The 14485-nt window shown below is 67.2% G+C and carries 13 protein-coding genes; 5 read left to right on the top strand and 8 right to left on the bottom strand.

The window, feature by feature from the left end; all coding sequences use genetic code 11:
• Nucleotides 1-2: 2 nt before the first annotated feature.
• Both azu and CEJ42_RS10345 read left to right on the top strand, forming a co-directional pair.
• Nucleotides 3-491, top strand: a complete 489-nt coding sequence (gene azu, locus CEJ42_RS10350) for an azurin (protein ID WP_243397838.1) — start codon at nucleotides 3-5, stop codon at nucleotides 489-491.
• The gene (locus CEJ42_RS10345) at nucleotides 488-1279 is read left to right on the top strand and encodes an ABC transporter ATP-binding protein (protein WP_079216504.1); all 792 of its coding nucleotides are present in this window, start codon (nucleotides 488-490) and stop codon (nucleotides 1277-1279) included. Before azu ends, CEJ42_RS10345 begins: the two co-directional genes overlap by 4 nt.
• Here the strand turns inward: CEJ42_RS10345 and CEJ42_RS10340 are convergent.
• Together CEJ42_RS10340 and CEJ42_RS10335 are read right to left on the bottom strand one after the other, a co-directional pair.
• The gene (locus CEJ42_RS10340) at nucleotides 1266-2681 is read right to left on the bottom strand and encodes an ATP-binding protein (RefSeq protein WP_088750965.1); all 1416 of its coding nucleotides are present in this window, start codon (nucleotides 2679-2681) and stop codon (nucleotides 1266-1268) included. The two genes, CEJ42_RS10345 and CEJ42_RS10340, sit on opposite strands and share 14 nt — an antisense overlap.
• Complete coding sequence (locus tag CEJ42_RS10335; protein WP_079216499.1) at nucleotides 2678-3400, bottom strand: response regulator; 723 nt, start codon at nucleotides 3398-3400, stop codon at nucleotides 2678-2680. The genes CEJ42_RS10340 and CEJ42_RS10335 overlap by 4 nt, the downstream gene beginning before the upstream one ends.
• Before the next feature lie 252 nt (nucleotides 3401-3652).
• Between CEJ42_RS10335 and CEJ42_RS10330 the strand changes: the two genes are divergently transcribed.
• From CEJ42_RS10330 to CEJ42_RS10320, 3 genes are read left to right on the top strand one after another with little or no spacing between them, the layout of a single operon-like run.
• Entirely contained in the window at nucleotides 3653-6049 is a 2397-nt protein-coding gene (locus CEJ42_RS10330; protein ID WP_207760409.1) for a TonB-dependent receptor, read from the top strand.
• Complete coding sequence (locus tag CEJ42_RS10325; protein ID WP_088750963.1) at nucleotides 6049-6810, top strand: tetratricopeptide repeat protein; 762 nt, start codon at nucleotides 6049-6051, stop codon at nucleotides 6808-6810. The genes CEJ42_RS10330 and CEJ42_RS10325 overlap by 1 nt, the downstream gene beginning before the upstream one ends.
• Nucleotides 6807-7490, top strand: coding sequence for a Fe2+-dependent dioxygenase (locus CEJ42_RS10320; protein WP_088750962.1), 684 nt, complete (start codon nucleotides 6807-6809; stop codon nucleotides 7488-7490). The genes CEJ42_RS10325 and CEJ42_RS10320 overlap by 4 nt, the downstream gene beginning before the upstream one ends.
• 3 nt (nucleotides 7491-7493) lie before the next feature.
• Here the strand turns inward: CEJ42_RS10320 and CEJ42_RS10315 are convergent, their stop codons facing one another.
• The 6 genes from CEJ42_RS10315 to CEJ42_RS10290 form a co-directional block, all read right to left on the bottom strand.
• The gene (locus CEJ42_RS10315) at nucleotides 7494-8894 is read right to left on the bottom strand and encodes an ABC-F family ATP-binding cassette domain-containing protein (protein ID WP_088750960.1); all 1401 of its coding nucleotides are present in this window, start codon (nucleotides 8892-8894) and stop codon (nucleotides 7494-7496) included.
• Nucleotides 8895-9182: 288 nt separating this feature from the next.
• The gene (gene groL, locus CEJ42_RS10310) at nucleotides 9183-10832 is read right to left on the bottom strand and encodes a chaperonin GroEL (RefSeq protein ID WP_079216489.1); all 1650 of its coding nucleotides are present in this window, start codon (nucleotides 10830-10832) and stop codon (nucleotides 9183-9185) included.
• A gap of 105 nt (nucleotides 10833-10937) precedes the next feature.
• On the bottom strand, nucleotides 10938-11228 hold the full coding sequence (groES, locus tag CEJ42_RS10305; RefSeq protein ID WP_079216487.1) for a co-chaperone GroES: 291 nt from the start codon (nucleotides 11226-11228) through the stop codon (nucleotides 10938-10940).
• Between the two features lie 361 nt (nucleotides 11229-11589).
• Nucleotides 11590-12471, bottom strand: a complete 882-nt coding sequence (locus CEJ42_RS10300; RefSeq protein ID WP_079216485.1) for an L-fucono-1,5-lactonase — start codon at nucleotides 12469-12471, stop codon at nucleotides 11590-11592.
• A gap of 13 nt (nucleotides 12472-12484) precedes the next feature.
• A complete protein-coding gene (xylB, locus tag CEJ42_RS10295) occupies nucleotides 12485-13294 on the bottom strand; it encodes a D-xylose 1-dehydrogenase (protein WP_079216483.1) in 810 nt (269 codons plus the stop codon).
• 40 nt (nucleotides 13295-13334) lie between these two features.
• Entirely contained in the window at nucleotides 13335-14474 is a 1140-nt protein-coding gene (locus CEJ42_RS10290) for a sugar ABC transporter permease (protein ID WP_088750958.1), read from the bottom strand.
• Nucleotides 14475-14485: the final 11 nt, after the last annotated feature.

The raw sequence follows: 14485 nt of genomic DNA, 5'->3' as shown, positions 1-14485 counted from the left end.
CCATGAATAGACTGCTGTTTCCCATCGCCATGCTGGCCGGCATGGCCGCCGCGCTGCCGGCGCACGCCGCCGCCTCCGCACCTGTTGCCGCCGATGCGGCCTGCTCGACCACCATCGAAGGCCGGCCCGGCAAGAAGTTTTCGCTGGACCACATCGACGTGCCCGCATCCTGCGAGCGCTTCACCGTCCATCTTGTCCACACCGGTAAAAAGCCGCGCGAGCAGGCCGGCCACAACTGGGTGCTGGTCGCCGGCGCGCAGCTCGAGGGCGTGATCCGCGACGGCCTGCGAGCCGGCGCCGGGGCCGACTATTTGCCCCCGCGCGACAGCCGCATCATCGCCGCCACGCCGATGCTGGGCGGCGGCGAACGGGCCAGCGTGAGCTTCCCGGTGGCGCGCCTGCAGGCCGGCGTGCCTTACGCCTTCTTCTGTTCCTTCCCCAGCCATGCCATGCATATGCGCGGCACGCTGTCCTTGCGGCCGCAGCCGTGAATAGCGATTCGCTGCAGGTCAGCCGGCTGGAGGTGGCCTACGGCCGCCGCCAGGTGATCCACGGGCTGGATCTGCCGCCGCTCACGGCAGGCTCGGTGACGGCCCTGCTCGGGCCCAACGGCAGCGGCAAGTCGACCCTGTTGCGCACGCTGGGCGGCCTCACGCGCGCGAGTGCCGGCAGCGTGCGGCTGGGCCGGGTGGAGCTGGCGCAGGCCAACGCCGCGGCGCGGGCGCAGCACGTGGTCTACATGCCGCAGGCGTTGCCGCGGCCGGTGCATATCTCGGTGTTCGAATCGGTGCTGGTGGCGGCCCAGGCGCAGCAGCGCGCGCGGCCCGATGCGCAGGAACTGGAGCGGGTGCAGGCCTTGTTGCAGCACCTGGGCATCGGCCAGCTGGCGCAACATCACCTCGACGAACTCTCCGGCGGACAGCGCCAGCTGGCCGCGCTGGCGCAGGCGCTGGTGCGCCGTCCGCGCGTGCTGCTGCTGGACGAGCCGCTGTCGGCGCTGGACCTGAACTACCAATACCTGGTGATGGAATTGCTGCGGCGGGAGACGCGTCGCCACGGGCTGGTCACGCTGGTGGTGCTGCATGACCTGAACACCGCCTTCCGCCACGTCGACCGCGCCTTGCTGCTGCATCGCGGCCGCCTGTTGCGCGCAGGGTCGCCGGCCGAGGTGATCACGCCGGCCTCGCTGGCGCAGGCCTACGGCGTGACGGGGCGCATCGAGCCCTGTTCGCAGGGCCACGGCCAGGTGCAGATCGACGGCCTGCTCAGCGTGGAATGACGATGCTCGCGCGCAGGCCGCCGCCTGCGCGGTTGGCCAGCGCGATCTCGCCGCGGTGCGCTTGCGCCACCGTGGCCGCGATCGACAGGCCCAGGCCGAAGCCGCCGGTGGCCGCGTTGCGCGAGCGCTCGAGGCGGTAGAAGGGTTCCAGCACGCGCTCGAGCATGTCCTCCGCAATGCCGGGACCGTCGTCGTCGACCGTGATCGTCACGCGCTCGGCGCCGTCGTCGAGCCGCACGCGGGCGCGCTGCCCGTAGCGCACCGCATTCTCCACCACGTTCTGCAGGCAGCGCCGCAGGCTGCGCGGATAGCCGTGCAGCGGCGCGGCGTGACCGCTCACGGTGACTTCGCGGCCGACTTCGGCCTGGTCGCTGCGCAGGCTTTCCAGCAGGCTGTCGAGGTCGATCAGCTGGCGGTGCTCCTGCACGTCGATGTCCTGCACCACATTGAGGGTGGCGGAGATCATCGCGTCCATCTCATCCAGATCCTTGCGGAATTTTTCCTTGCGCTCTTCGTCGGCCAGCAGCTCGGTGCGCAGCTTCATGCGCGTGATCGGCGAGCGCAGGTCGTGCGACACCGACGCCAGGAAGCGCGTGCGCTCGGCGATGTTGTCGATGATGCGGCGCTGCATGGCGTTGAAGGCCTGGGCCGCGGTGCGCACTTCGGTGGGGCCGTCGGTGGCCAGCGGCGGGCTGTGGATGTTGCGGCCCAGCTTCTCGGCCGCGTTGGCCATCACCTGCAGCGGCTTCATCGCCAGCCGCACCGCCATCCAGGCGATCAGCACCACGGCGAAAATGCGCAGCGCGTAGATGCGCAGGAAATAGTCGAACGCCGCGCTCTGCGGCGCCGTGCTCATGCCGGCCTGGCCTTCGCGGATCTCGGCCTGCAGCCAGCCGCCGTCCTTGAGCGCCACCAGCGCCCGGAAGCGACCGTGCGGGAACTCATCCACCAGCAGCGTCAGCCAGGCGTCTTCATGGCTGCCCTGCTGGTCGTCCAGGTCCACCTGCAACATGCGCCATTCGCGCGCGCCCGCATGCTTTTGCAGCACCGCGCCGAACAGATCGGCCACCGCTTCGTTGCCGCGCGAGAGCGCCGGTTGCGGCGGCGCCATCTCATGCGCCGCCGGCGCCGGGCGCAGCGCCAATACGAATTCGCCGCGCGAGAGCCTGCGCGCCAGCTCGGGCCGCTGCGCCGCGTCGGCGTCGTCCAGGATCAGCACCGCGTCGGCCAGGCGCGCCGCCGCCAGGCGGGCCGGCATTTCCATCGCATTGCCGTAGCGCATGTCGTACCAGATGGTGCCGGTCAGCATCTGCGCGGCCAGCATGCCGGCCACCAGGATCAGCGCCAGCCGGCCCGACAGCGATTGCGGCCACAGGCGCCAGCGGCGCAGCAGCGCGCTCATGCGTCGTAGGCGACGTCGGCCATCAGCATGTAGCCGGTGTTGCGCACCGTGCGGATCAGCGAGGGCGAGCGCGGGTTGTCGGCCAGCTGCTGGCGCAGCCGGCTGATGCAGACGTCGATGGAGCGGTCGAAGGGCATGGCTTCTTTGCCGTAGACCGTGTTGAGCAGGAAGTCGCGCGACAGCGCCCGCTTGGGATGGTCGAGCAGGGTACGCAGCACCTGGTAGTCGGAGCCGCCCAGCGTGATGGTCACGCCCTCGGGCGAGATCGCCTGGCGCGCCTGGGTGTCCAGCTTCCAGCCGGCGAAGCGGATGTGCGCGACGCGGTCGGCCTCATTGCGCTCCGGGAAGCTGCGCGCGCGGCGCATGATGACCTTGATGCGCGCCAGCAGCTCGCGCGGGTCGAAGGGTTTGGGCAGGTAGTCGTCGGCGCCCACCTCCAGGCCGACGATGCGGTCGATCAGCGTGCCGCGCGCGGTCAGCATGACCAGCGGCGTGTTGCGCTTCTTGCGCAGTTCGCGGCACAGCTCCAGGCCGTCTTCGCCCGGCATCATCAGGTCGAGGATGATGATGTCGATCTGTTCGCTGCCCAGGATGCGCCACATGTCCTGCCCGCCGGCGGCGGTGAAGGGGAGGTAGTTGGCGGCCTGCAGGTATTCGGAAAGCAGTTGGCGGATTTCGGGATCGTCGTCCACGATCAGCACGTGATCTTGTTTGCCCATGAGCGTGAGTTCTTGCATGCATGCCATTTTCCCGGCCCGTCTCCCTGGGCGGGCATGAATTTGTAACGTCAGGAAATGTAAAGGCGGCCCATTACATTGCATTACATTTGGTCCGGTTTCCAACACATTGGCGGTGTGTTGCCCGATATATATTCTTTTTACAAATGAGAATCATTATAACTTGAGGCGCCTGTCCGCCGTGCTGCACAGCCGCGGCGGAAGGCGCCTCTTCATTCCGGGGAACCGTCAGACATGAAGCAAGGCAGTCAGAAAGACGCATCTGCGCAGCACAGCGCGCAGGCCATCGAAACCCTCTTTTCCACCTACGGCAAGTTGTCGGCCACGGTCGGCCTGGCGCTGGGATCGCTGGGCGCGGCCCATGCCCACGCCGAGGACAGCGCGCCGGCCCAGCCGCCGCAGGACAAGTCCGGCCTGAAGGAAGTGGTGGTCACCGCCCCGCGCGAGGCGCCGGAGTACAAGCCCGAGGCAGTGGCCTCGCCCAAGTTCACCCAGCCGCTGCTGGACATCCCGCAAAGCATCACCGTGGTGCCCAAGGAAGTGCTGTCGCAGCAGAATGCGCAAAGCCTGCAGGACATCCTGAAGAACGTCCCCGGCATCACCTTCACCTCCGGCGAGGGCAACCTCGGTTGGGGCGACATGTTCACCATTCGCGGGTTCTCGTCCGAGCAGAGCCTGACGGTGGACGGCGTGCGCGACGCCGGCATGTCCAGCCGCAACGACACCTTCAACCTGGAGCAGGTGGAAGTGTTCAAGGGCACCGGCTCGATCGAGTCCGGCGTGTCGGCCATCGGCGGCTCGGTCAACCTGGTCAGCAAGGAAGCCAAGCTCGATAACTTCTACAACAGCTCCTTCGGCATCGGCAGCGCCGACTACACGCGCTTCACCGCCGACCTCAACCAGCGCCTGGGCGAGACCGGCGCCTTGCGCCTGAACCTGATGAAGCAGCAGAACCACGTCGCCGAGCGCGATGTGGTGAAGTACGACCGCCAGGGCATCGCCGCTTCGCTGGGCCTGGGTTTGGGCACCAGGACCCGCATGTTCTTCGACATCTTCCATCAGGACGACGTCAACATCCCCGACACCGGCCTGCCCATCCAGCGCGGCACCGGCGGCAGCGTGATGCCTTATGTCTCGCGCAGCGCCTGGTACGGCTCCGATACCTATACCCAGCAGACCACCACCGATGCGCTGACGGCGCGCATCGAGCATGACTTCAGCGACGACGTGAAGATCCGCAACCAGACCCGCTGGGAGCGCGCCGACAACCTGTCGGTGCTGTCGCCGGCGCGCTTCAACGCCGCCAGCGCGAGCGGCGCCACGCTGGGCACCTCGCTCGGTTACGCCGGCGCCGGCGCGCTGACCTCGGCCAGCGGCATCGCCTCATACAGCGACTTCACCAATACAGCGAGCCGCTATGCGGTCTTGCGCGGCAACGACTTCGGCACCTCCAAGCGCTACACCATCCTCGACAACCAGACCGACCTGTCGCTGAAGTTCAACACCGGCTTCGTGCGCCACGAGCTCTCCACCGGCGTCGACCTCTACCGCGAAACCTACGGCGACCTGCAACGCACCGTCAACGCGCCGACCGGCACGCTGTGGTTCGATCTCACCAATCCGTCGACTTCGTTCGCCTCGGCGCCGACCGTCAAGGGCAGCGCCGGCGTCGAGTCGCGCGTGACCAATGCCGGGCTGTACGTGGCCGACACCATGAAGTTCTCGCCGCAATGGCAGTTCCTCGCCGCCTTGCGCTATGACCGCTGGAAGGCCGAGAACTCCACCAAGGGCACGACCACCTCCAGCAGCAGCGCCGGCGCGCTGAGCGGCCGCCTGGGCCTGGTCTACAAGCCGGTGGGCAACGCCAGTTTGTATGTCTCCTATGCGCGTGCGGCGCAGCCCTCGGCGCTGGGCGCGACCACCAACAACGCCATCTACGGCACCGCCGCGGCGTCGGTGTATTCGCCGGCGGTCGCCAAGACCAAGGAGTTCGGCGGCAAGTGGGATGTGCTCAACAAGCGCCTGGCGCTGACCGGCGCGGTGTTTCGCACCGAGGTCAGCGACTCCTGGGAATACGGCGACGACGAGACCTCGCCGGTGCGCGCCTTGCCGGCCAAGCGGGTCGACGGTGTGGAGCTGGGCGTGCAGGGCAACCTGACCGACGCCTGGTCGGTGTTCGGCGGCCTCACGCGCCTCAAGAGCAAGCAGACCAAGGGCGCCAACGCCGGCAGCGAAGCCAAGAACGTGCCCGACTGGACGCTCAACCTGTGGACCTCGTATGAGGCCAAGCCGGGCCTGTTCTTCAGCTACGGCGCGCAGTACGTCGGCCGTCGCCGCTACAGCGACAACAAGTATGTCGGCGGCCTGAACAACACCAGCAGCACCGTCAGCGGCGCCTCCGGCAACCACCCGGTGTATGTGCTGGATGAAGAGAAAGCGCCGGCCTACTGGCTGCACAGCGTGGCCGCGCGCTGGCGCGTGAACCGCCAGCTGGCGCTGAACTTCAACGTCGACAACCTGTTCAACAAGTTCTACTGGTCGCGCATCGGCTCCTCGCTGGACGGCTTCCAGCTGTACGGCGTGCCGGGCGCGGGGCGCACCTACACCCTCAGCGCGGACATGAGCTTCTGATGAGCCAGCGCGCAAGCAAGGTCAGCGTGCGCCAGCTCTCGCAGGTAGACGCGCAGCATCTGGCCGCCATCGTCGCCGACCGTTCACCCGAGGCCATCGCCTGGCTGCGGGCGGCGGCGCGCCAGGGCGTGCCGCGCGCCCAGGCCATCCTCGGGCAGCGCCTGCTGTCCGGCGAAGGCACGGCGCGCGACGAGGGCGAGGCGCTGCACTGGTTCGCGCTGGCCGCGCAGGCCGACGACCTCGACGCCATCAACATGATGGGCCGCTGTTGCGAGCTCGGCTGGGGCCGCGCGCGCGACGCGCAGATGGCGGTCTACTGGTATCGGCTGGCGGCGGCGCGCGGGCTGGACTGGGGCATGTACAACCTGGCCAACCTGATGATGAACGGCGACGGCGTCGCGGCCGATCGTGCCGCGGCGTTGGCGCTGTATCGGTGTGCCGCGGCGCTGGGGCATGCCAAGTCGGTCAACGTGCTCGGACGCTTCCATGAAGAAGGCTGGGAGCTCGACGCCGACCCTGAACAGGCCTTTGCCTTGTACCGGCAGGCGGCGCTGGGCGGCGACTTCCGCGGCCAGTTCAACTATGCGCGCATGCTGCTGCAGCGCGGCCTCATGGAGCAGGCGCTGGCCTGGCTGCGGCGCATTCCCGATGCCGCCACGCCGGCCTTCATGCGCAACGTGCGCGGCTGGCTGTCGCAGTCCGGCCATGCCGCCGTGCGCGCGCTGGCCGATGAAGCCGCATGGCAGGAGGCCGCCGCATGATGCTGCACCTCAAACAGGTCTTCAGCGCCGAAGAAGTGCGCCACGCGCGCGGGCTGCTGGCGCAGGGCGAGTGGACAGACGGCCGCGCCACCTCGGGCAGCCTGCCCGGCGCGCTCAAGCAGAACCGGCAGTTGCCCGAGCAGTCGGCCGGCGCCGCGCCCTTGCAGGCGATGGTGCTGGCGGCCCTGCGGCGCAACCAGATGTTCTTCTCGGCGGCCTTGCCGCGCCAGGTCGCCACGCCGATGTTCAATCGCTATGGCGCCGGCGGCGACCATCTCGGCGACCACGTGGACGTGGCCATGCGCTTCATGCCCGACGGCAGCCGCGTGCGCACCGACGTCTCATGCACGCTGTTCCTGAGCGAGCCCGACGAATACGAGGGCGGCGAGCTGGTGGTGGCCGACCCCTGGGAAGACAAGCGCATCAAGCTGCCGGCCGGCGACATGCTGCTGTACTCCGCCGCCACCGTGCACCGGGTTGAGCCGGTGCGCGCCGGCGTGCGCTACGCCAGCTTCTTCTGGAGCGAGAGCATGGTGCGCGAGGGCGAGCGGCGGCGCCTGCTGTTCGACATGGATTGCCAGCTGATGTCGCTGCGAGCCCGCCTGCCGGGCGACGACCCGGCGGTGGTCGGGCTGGGTGCGACGTATCACAACCTCTTGCGCATGTGGGCCAGCAGCTGATGCCTACAGCGGGACACGCCTGACCTCGCCCAGCGCCTGCAGGAAATCGTCGTCGTGCGAGATCAGCAGCATGGCGCCGGGGTAATCGCGCAGCACGTCGATGACGTGCCCGCGCGTGCGCCGGTCCAGGTTGTTGGTTACCTCATCGAGCACCAGCAGTGCCGGCGGGCGGGCCGCGATGCAGGCCAGGCTCAGTCGCGCCTTTTCTCCGCCGGACAAGGTGGCGACATCGGCATGCACCTCATGCTCGCCGCGAAACAGGAAGTCGGCCAGCCAGCGCCGCAGCTGTTCCATGCTCCAGCCGTCGGCCACGGCGCGCAGGCTGTCCAGCACGCTGGCGCCAGGCACCAGCTGCGCATAGTGCTGGTCCAGATAGCCGATGTGCGCCGCGGGCGGGGCATGCCATTGTCCCGACAGTCGCCGCGCCGGCGCGATGCCGGCGATGGCGCGCGCCACCGTGGACTTGCCGCTGCCGTTGGCGCCGGTCAGCGCGACCCGTTCTCCTCGTGCGATATCCAGATGCAACCCGCTCACCACCGGCGCCGCATAGCCGGCGCTGCCCGCGCTGATGTGCAGCACGCCGGCCTCGCGCGATGATCCCGGCGCCAGCTGAAAGCGCGGCGTGATTGCCGGCGCGCGCCTGAGTTGCGCCCGTTCATCGGCCAGCGCCTGCTGGCGTTCGGCGATGGCGGCCTGCTTGCGGCCGGCGGTCTGGTTGCCGCGCCCGAGTTTGGTGGCTGACTTGATGGTGGCCCAGCGATGGTTTTCCACCGCGCGTTCGCCGCGCTGCCGGGCCTTGCCGGCGCGCAGCTGCTCCTGCATGCGGGCCCGGTGCGCATCGTCCTGCTCGCGCCTGAGCGAGGCCAGTTGGCGATCGATGGCTTCGCGCCGCAGTTCCTGTTCGGCGAGGAAGTCGGCATAGCGTCCCTGGAAGCAGTGGATACGGCCGTCTTCGATATGCCAGATGGTGTCGCACAGCGCATCGAGCAAGGCCGCGTCGTGCGTGACCAGCACGATGGCGCCGGGGAAGTGCGCCAGCATGCGCGTGAGCGAGCGCCGGTTGCCGGCGTCCAGGTGATTGGTCGGCTCGTCCAGCAACAGCAGCTCGGGAGCATCCGCCAGGGCGCGGCTCAGCGCACGATTGGCGGCCTGGCCGCCGCTCAGGCCGTCGGCCGGCGCGGCCAGTTGCGGCACGTAGCCGATGCGCAGGCCGTCGGCGCGCACGATGCGGCCGGCATCAGGCGCCAGGGCCCCGCGCAGCAGCTGCAGCAGCGAGGATTTGCCGCAGCCGTTGTCGCCGACCACGGCCACGCGCCGGCCCCAGTCGAGCACGCCATCGAAGTCGGAAAAACAGGTCTTGTGGGGAAAGGCAAGGCTTAGGCCTTGCAGTCGCAGCATCGTCATGTGGTCTCTCGCGATCAGGGTGGATCGGCTGCCGTGGCAGCGTCGTGCCCCGAATCAACCGGGGCGGTCAGGCGAGAAACTGGCGCATGTCGAAGTGTCCTTGGAGGGAAAAACGAAGGGGCGATTATCGGCCGCACCCGGCGCGGCTGTCAAACTCGGCAGTAGCGCAGGATGTTCGCCTGCCGTTGATCGAACGCCCAAAGAAAAACCCGCGCCGGTTTCCCGACGCGGGTTTTTTCTTTCGGTTGGCAGCCCCGGCGAACCGGGGCCGGCAGGCCGGAAGGCAAATTACATCATGCCGTCCATGCCGCCCATGCCGCCCATACCACCCATGCCGCCAGGCATGCCGGCCGGCTTGTCTTCAGCCACTTCTGCCACCAGTGCGTCGGTGGTCAGGATCAGCGAAGCCACGGAAGCGGCGTTCTGCAGGGCCGAACGGGTCACCTTGGCCGGATCCAGCACGCCCAGTTCCACCAGGTCACCGTAGGTGCCGTTGGAGGCGTTGTAGCCGAAGTTGCCGGTGCCTTCCAGCACCTTGTTGATCACGACCGACGGTTCGTCGCCAGCGTTGAAGACGATCTGACGCAGCGGCTCTTCGATCGCGCGCAGCACGATCTTGATGCCGGCTTCCTGATCCGGGGTGTCGCCCTTCAGGTTCTTCACGTTGGCGCGAGCGCGCAGCAGGGCAACGCCGCCGCCAGGCACAACGCCTTCTTCAACAGCGGCGCGGGTAGCGTGCAGTGCATCTTCCACGCGGGCCTTCTTTTCCTTCATTTCGACTTCGGTGGCAGCGCCGACCTTGATCAGTGCAACACCGCCGGCCAGCTTGGCCACGCGCTCTTGCAGCTTTTCACGGTCGTAGTCGGAAGTGGCTTCTTCGATTTGCGCGCGGATTTGCTTCACGCGTGCTTCGATGCCAACTGCTTCGCCGGCGCCGTCGATGATGGTGGTGTTTTCCTTGCCGATTTCAACGCGCTTGGCTTGGCCCAGTTCAGCCAGGGTAGCCTTTTCCAGGGTCAGGCCGACTTCTTCGGCGATCACTTGGCCGCCGGTCAGGATGGCGATGTCTTCCAGCATGGCCTTGCGGCGGTCGCCGAAGCCAGGAGCCTTGACGGCGGCGGTCTTCAGGATGCCGCGGATGTTGTTCACCACCAGGGTTGCCAGCGCTTCGCCTTCGACGTCTTCAGCGATGATCAGCAGCGGACGGCCAGCCTTGGCGACTTGTTCCAGCACCGGCAGCAGGTCACGGATGTTGGAGACCTTCTTGTCGAACAGCAGGATGAACGGGTTGTCCAGCGCGACAACTTGCTTTTCCTGGTTGTTGATGAAGTACGGCGACAGGTAGCCGCGGTCGAATTGCATACCTTCGACGATTTCCAGTTCGTTTTCCAGCGACTTGCCGTCTTCGACGGTGATCACGCCTTCCTTGCCGACCTTGTCCATGGCCTTGGCGATGATGTCACCGATGTCCTGGTCGGAGTTTGCCGAGATCGAGCCGACCTGGGCGATTTCCTTGGAGGTGGTGGTGGGCTTGGCCAGGTTCTTGACTTCGCCGACGATGGCGGTGACAGCCTTGTCGATGCCGCGCTTCAGGTCGGTCGGGTTGAAGCCTGCTGCAACGTACTTGAAGCCTTCGCGAACGATCGCTTGTGCCAGCACGGTTGCGGTGGTGGTGCCGTCACCGGCGTTGTCGGAGGTCTTGGAAGCGACTTCCTTGACCAGCTGGGCCCCCATGTTTTCCAGCTTGTCCTTCAGTTCGATTTCCTTGGCGACGGAAACGCCGTCCTTGGTCACGGTCGGGGCGCCGAAGCTGCGCTCCAGGACCACGTTGCGGCCCTTGGGACCCAGGGTGACCTTGACCGCGTTGGCCAGGATGTTGACGCCGTTGACGATCTTGGCGCGTGCTTCATCGCCGAAAATAACTTGCTTTGCTGCCATGTTGGATTCTCCAGAAATTCGGTTGAATTCTTGTCGCCGGGGGCAAACGCCGCACCGGCGAAATGTCTTGCTGCCGGCGGCCCCTATATAAGGCCGCTTGCCGAATTACTTCTCGACGACGGCGAACAGGTCTTCTTCGCGCATGACCAGCAGTTCCTGGCCATCGATCTTCACGGCCTGGCCGGAGTACTTGCCGAACAGGACGCGGTCGCCGACCTTCACTGCCAGCGGACGGACCTTGCCGTCATCCAGGATCTTGCCGCCGCCGATGGCCAGGACTTCGCCTTGGTCCGGCTTTTCGGTCGCTGCATCAGGCAGAACGATACCGGAAGCGGTCTTGGTTTCCTGGTCCAGGCGCTTGACGATGACGCGATCGTGCAAGGGGCGAAGATTCATGAGAACTCCTTAATTTTCAATAAGTTAGCGTTAATTGCGGCGATGGCTGCAATGGTTTTTCTTCCAAATGCAGCAGACGGCACCGCATGAAAAAGGGGAAATAAGCCAAGGTGGGCTGTTAGCACTCTCCTGTGGCGAGTGCTAAGTATAGGGATGGCCTTGGGAATTTTCAAGGCGCAAGGTGATGGCGTTTGCCGGGAGGTAAAGATTGCGGTCAAACCAACAAGGAAGAAGCAGGCGGAAACGACCGGAACATTGCTGCCGGAAGGAAACCCCGCGCCACCCGGATCAGGGCAGCCTGCGGCCGGCAAACTTGCCGGCGCGGGCTGCGCGGCACCCCGCAACTGTCAGGCTTGATCGCTCACAGCGACAAGCCGTAGACCTCGGCCGAGGTCGCGCCCCACAGCGCATCCTGCTCGGTGGCCGAGAGCCGGGTGTTGGCCCATTCCCGCGTCACCGCCACCACCCGCGAGTAGGACGCGGCCAGCAGGCATACCGGCCAGTCCGAGCCGAAGATGAGCCGTTGCGGCCCGAACAGTTCGAGCGCGGTATTGAGGCACTGCAGGATGTAGTCGTAGTCGCGCAGGCTCAGGCCCCGTATCCAGTCGGCCTCGGTGAGCAGGCCCGAGAGCTTGCAGGCGACGTGCGGCATGGCGGCCAGTTCGCGCGCCTCTTCGCGCCAGCGTTCGAAGGCGCCCTTGTTCTTGCGGAATTCCTTCAGGGCCGGTTTGCCGAGATGGTTGAGCACCAGCCAGTGCTTGTCGTGGCGCGCGCAGAAAGCGCGCACCGCGGAGAGCTGGCGCTCGTGCACCAGCACGTCGTAGACGTACCTGCGCTCCTGCAGCCAGCGGATGCCGGCGTTGAACTGCGGCTGCGCGAGGAAGGCCGATGGGTCGCTCTCGTCCTGGATCTGGTGGCGAAATCCCAGCAGCTTGTCGCGGCCCCATTGCTCCACGCGCTCGGCCAGCGCCGGCGAGGAGATGTCTTCCCAGCCGATCACGCCGGCGATGCGGCGGTTCTGGCGTGCCAGTCCCAGCAGGAAGGCGGTCTCTTCGCGGCCCGGGCGCGCCTGCACCGTGATCGAGGCATGCAGGCCGTTGGCCTCCAGCAGCGGCTGGAACTGGTAGGGCAGCCGGTCCTGCGCCAGCAGGTCCATGTCGGCGCCTATCCACGGATAGTCCTCCGAGCGGTAGTGCCAGAAGTGCTGGTGGGCGTCGATCCGCGGCGGCGGCTTGGCGTTCATGGCGAGGTCCGCATCAGGCGCCGAGCCAGCCGGCGTCGACGTAATAGTTGCGGCCGGTGCATTTGCCCGCGCTGTCCGAAGCCAGGAACAATGCCATCGCCGCCACGTCGTGCGGATCGATGCGGCCGGGCAGGCATTGCGCGGCCAGGATCTTGGCTTCTTCTTCCGGGTTGTGCCACAGGCGCGTCTGGCGCGGCGTGCGGATGGCGCCGGGCAGGATGCAGTTGACGCGGATGCCGTGCGCGCCAAGGTCGCGCGCCAGGCCGTGGGTGAGGCCTTCGATGCCGGCCTTGGCCGTCATGTAGAGCGTCAGGTTGGGCAGGCCCAGGTGCCACGAGATCGAGCCGAAATTGAGGATCACGCCGCGGCCCTGCGCGCGCATGCCCGGGGCGACCGCCTGGGCGCAGAAGAACTGGTGGCGCAGGTTGACCGCCATGCGCTCGTCCCAGTAGGCCGGGCTGACATCGGCCATCGTATGGCGGTCGTCATTGGCGGCGTTGTTGACCAGGACGTCGACCGTGCCGGCGCTCTCGCCGATGCGGGCGAAGGCGGCGGCAAGCGCGTCCAGGTCGAGCAGGTTGCAGGGCAGGAAGACCGGCGCGTGCACCGAGTCCTTCAGCGAAGCGGCCAGCGCGCGCGATTCTTCTTCGGCGATGTCGAGGAAGAAGACCTGCGCACCCTGCTCGGCAAAGGCCGTCACCAGTGCGGCGCCGATGCCGGTGCCGCCGCCGGTGACGACCACCCGCTTGCCGGCCAGGCTGGGGTAGATGGCGTGTTCCACGGCGCCGGGGGCGGACTGGGGAGGTTGCTGTGATGCGGTCATGCTGGAATGCTCCGAAAGAGAAATGGGAATAGGGATCTGCTCAGCGCCCCGAGCGGGTGCTGACGTCCACCCACACGGCCAGCACCAGGATGCTGCCCTTGACGATCATCTGCCAGTAGGTGCCGACGTCGAGCATCGACATGCCGTTGTCCAGGCTGGCCATCACCAGCGCGCCGATCAGGGCGCCGTAGATGGTGCCCGAGCCGCCGCGCATGGAAGTGCCGCCGATGAAGCAGGCGGCGATGGCGTCGAGCTCGCCCATGCTGCCGGCCGAGGGAGAGCCGGCCGCCAGGCGCGCGGTGTTGACCAACCCGGCCAGCGCGCACATCAGGCCCATGATGCCGAACACCCACAGCTTGACCGCCTGCACGTTCACGCCGGACAGGCGCGTGGCTTCCATGTTGCTGCCCACCGAATAGATGCGGCGGCCGAACACGGTCTGCGTGCTGACGTAGCTGAACAGGCCCAGCAAGGCCAGCAGCAGCAGCACCGGCACCGGGATGCCGTCGTAGCTGTTGAGCGTGCGCACGAAGGCCAGCAGCACCGCGCCGATGACCAGCACCTTGACCCCGTCGCGCCATAGCGCCGGCACCGGCAGCCCGTGATGGGCGCGGTTGACGCGCTGGCGCCAGGTCAGCGCCAGCGTCAGCGCGAACAGGCCCAGCATCAGCGCCACGCCCAGCTGCGGCGGCAGGTAGCCCTGGCCCAGGTAGACCAGGTGGTCGGAGACCGGCGCGATCGTCAGGCCGCCGGTCACGCCCAGCAGCACGCCGCGAAAAGCCAGCATGCCGCCCAGGCCGACGATGAACGAGGGGATGCGCTTGTAGGCGGTCAGGTAGCCGCTGAAGAGCCCGAACGCCAGGCCCAGCGCCAGCACCAGCGCCAGGTTGAGCGGCAGCGGCAGGTGGTAGGTCACGTCCAGGATGGCGGCCACGCCGCCCAGCAGGCCCAGCAGCGAACCGACCGACAGGTCGATCTCGCCGGCGATGATGACCAGCACCATGCCGCAGGCCAGGATGCCGGTGACGGCCATCTGGCGCAGCAGGTTGGAGAGGTTGCGCGGCGTCACGAAACCGCCTTCGGTCTGCCAGCTGAAGAACGCCCAGATGATGGCGATGGCGATGAGCAGCGCGATGATCTTGTAGCGGCTGAAAATCTGCTTGATGCTTGTTGTTGTCATACCGGATTCCA

This window comes from Herbaspirillum robiniae, assembly GCF_002213415.1.
In the GTDB taxonomy this organism is placed as follows: Bacteria; Pseudomonadota; Gammaproteobacteria; order Burkholderiales; family Burkholderiaceae_D; genus Herbaspirillum; species Herbaspirillum robiniae.
The sequence above is the reverse complement of the archived record's forward strand: the minus strand, read 5'-3'. Positions and strand labels throughout refer to the sequence as shown.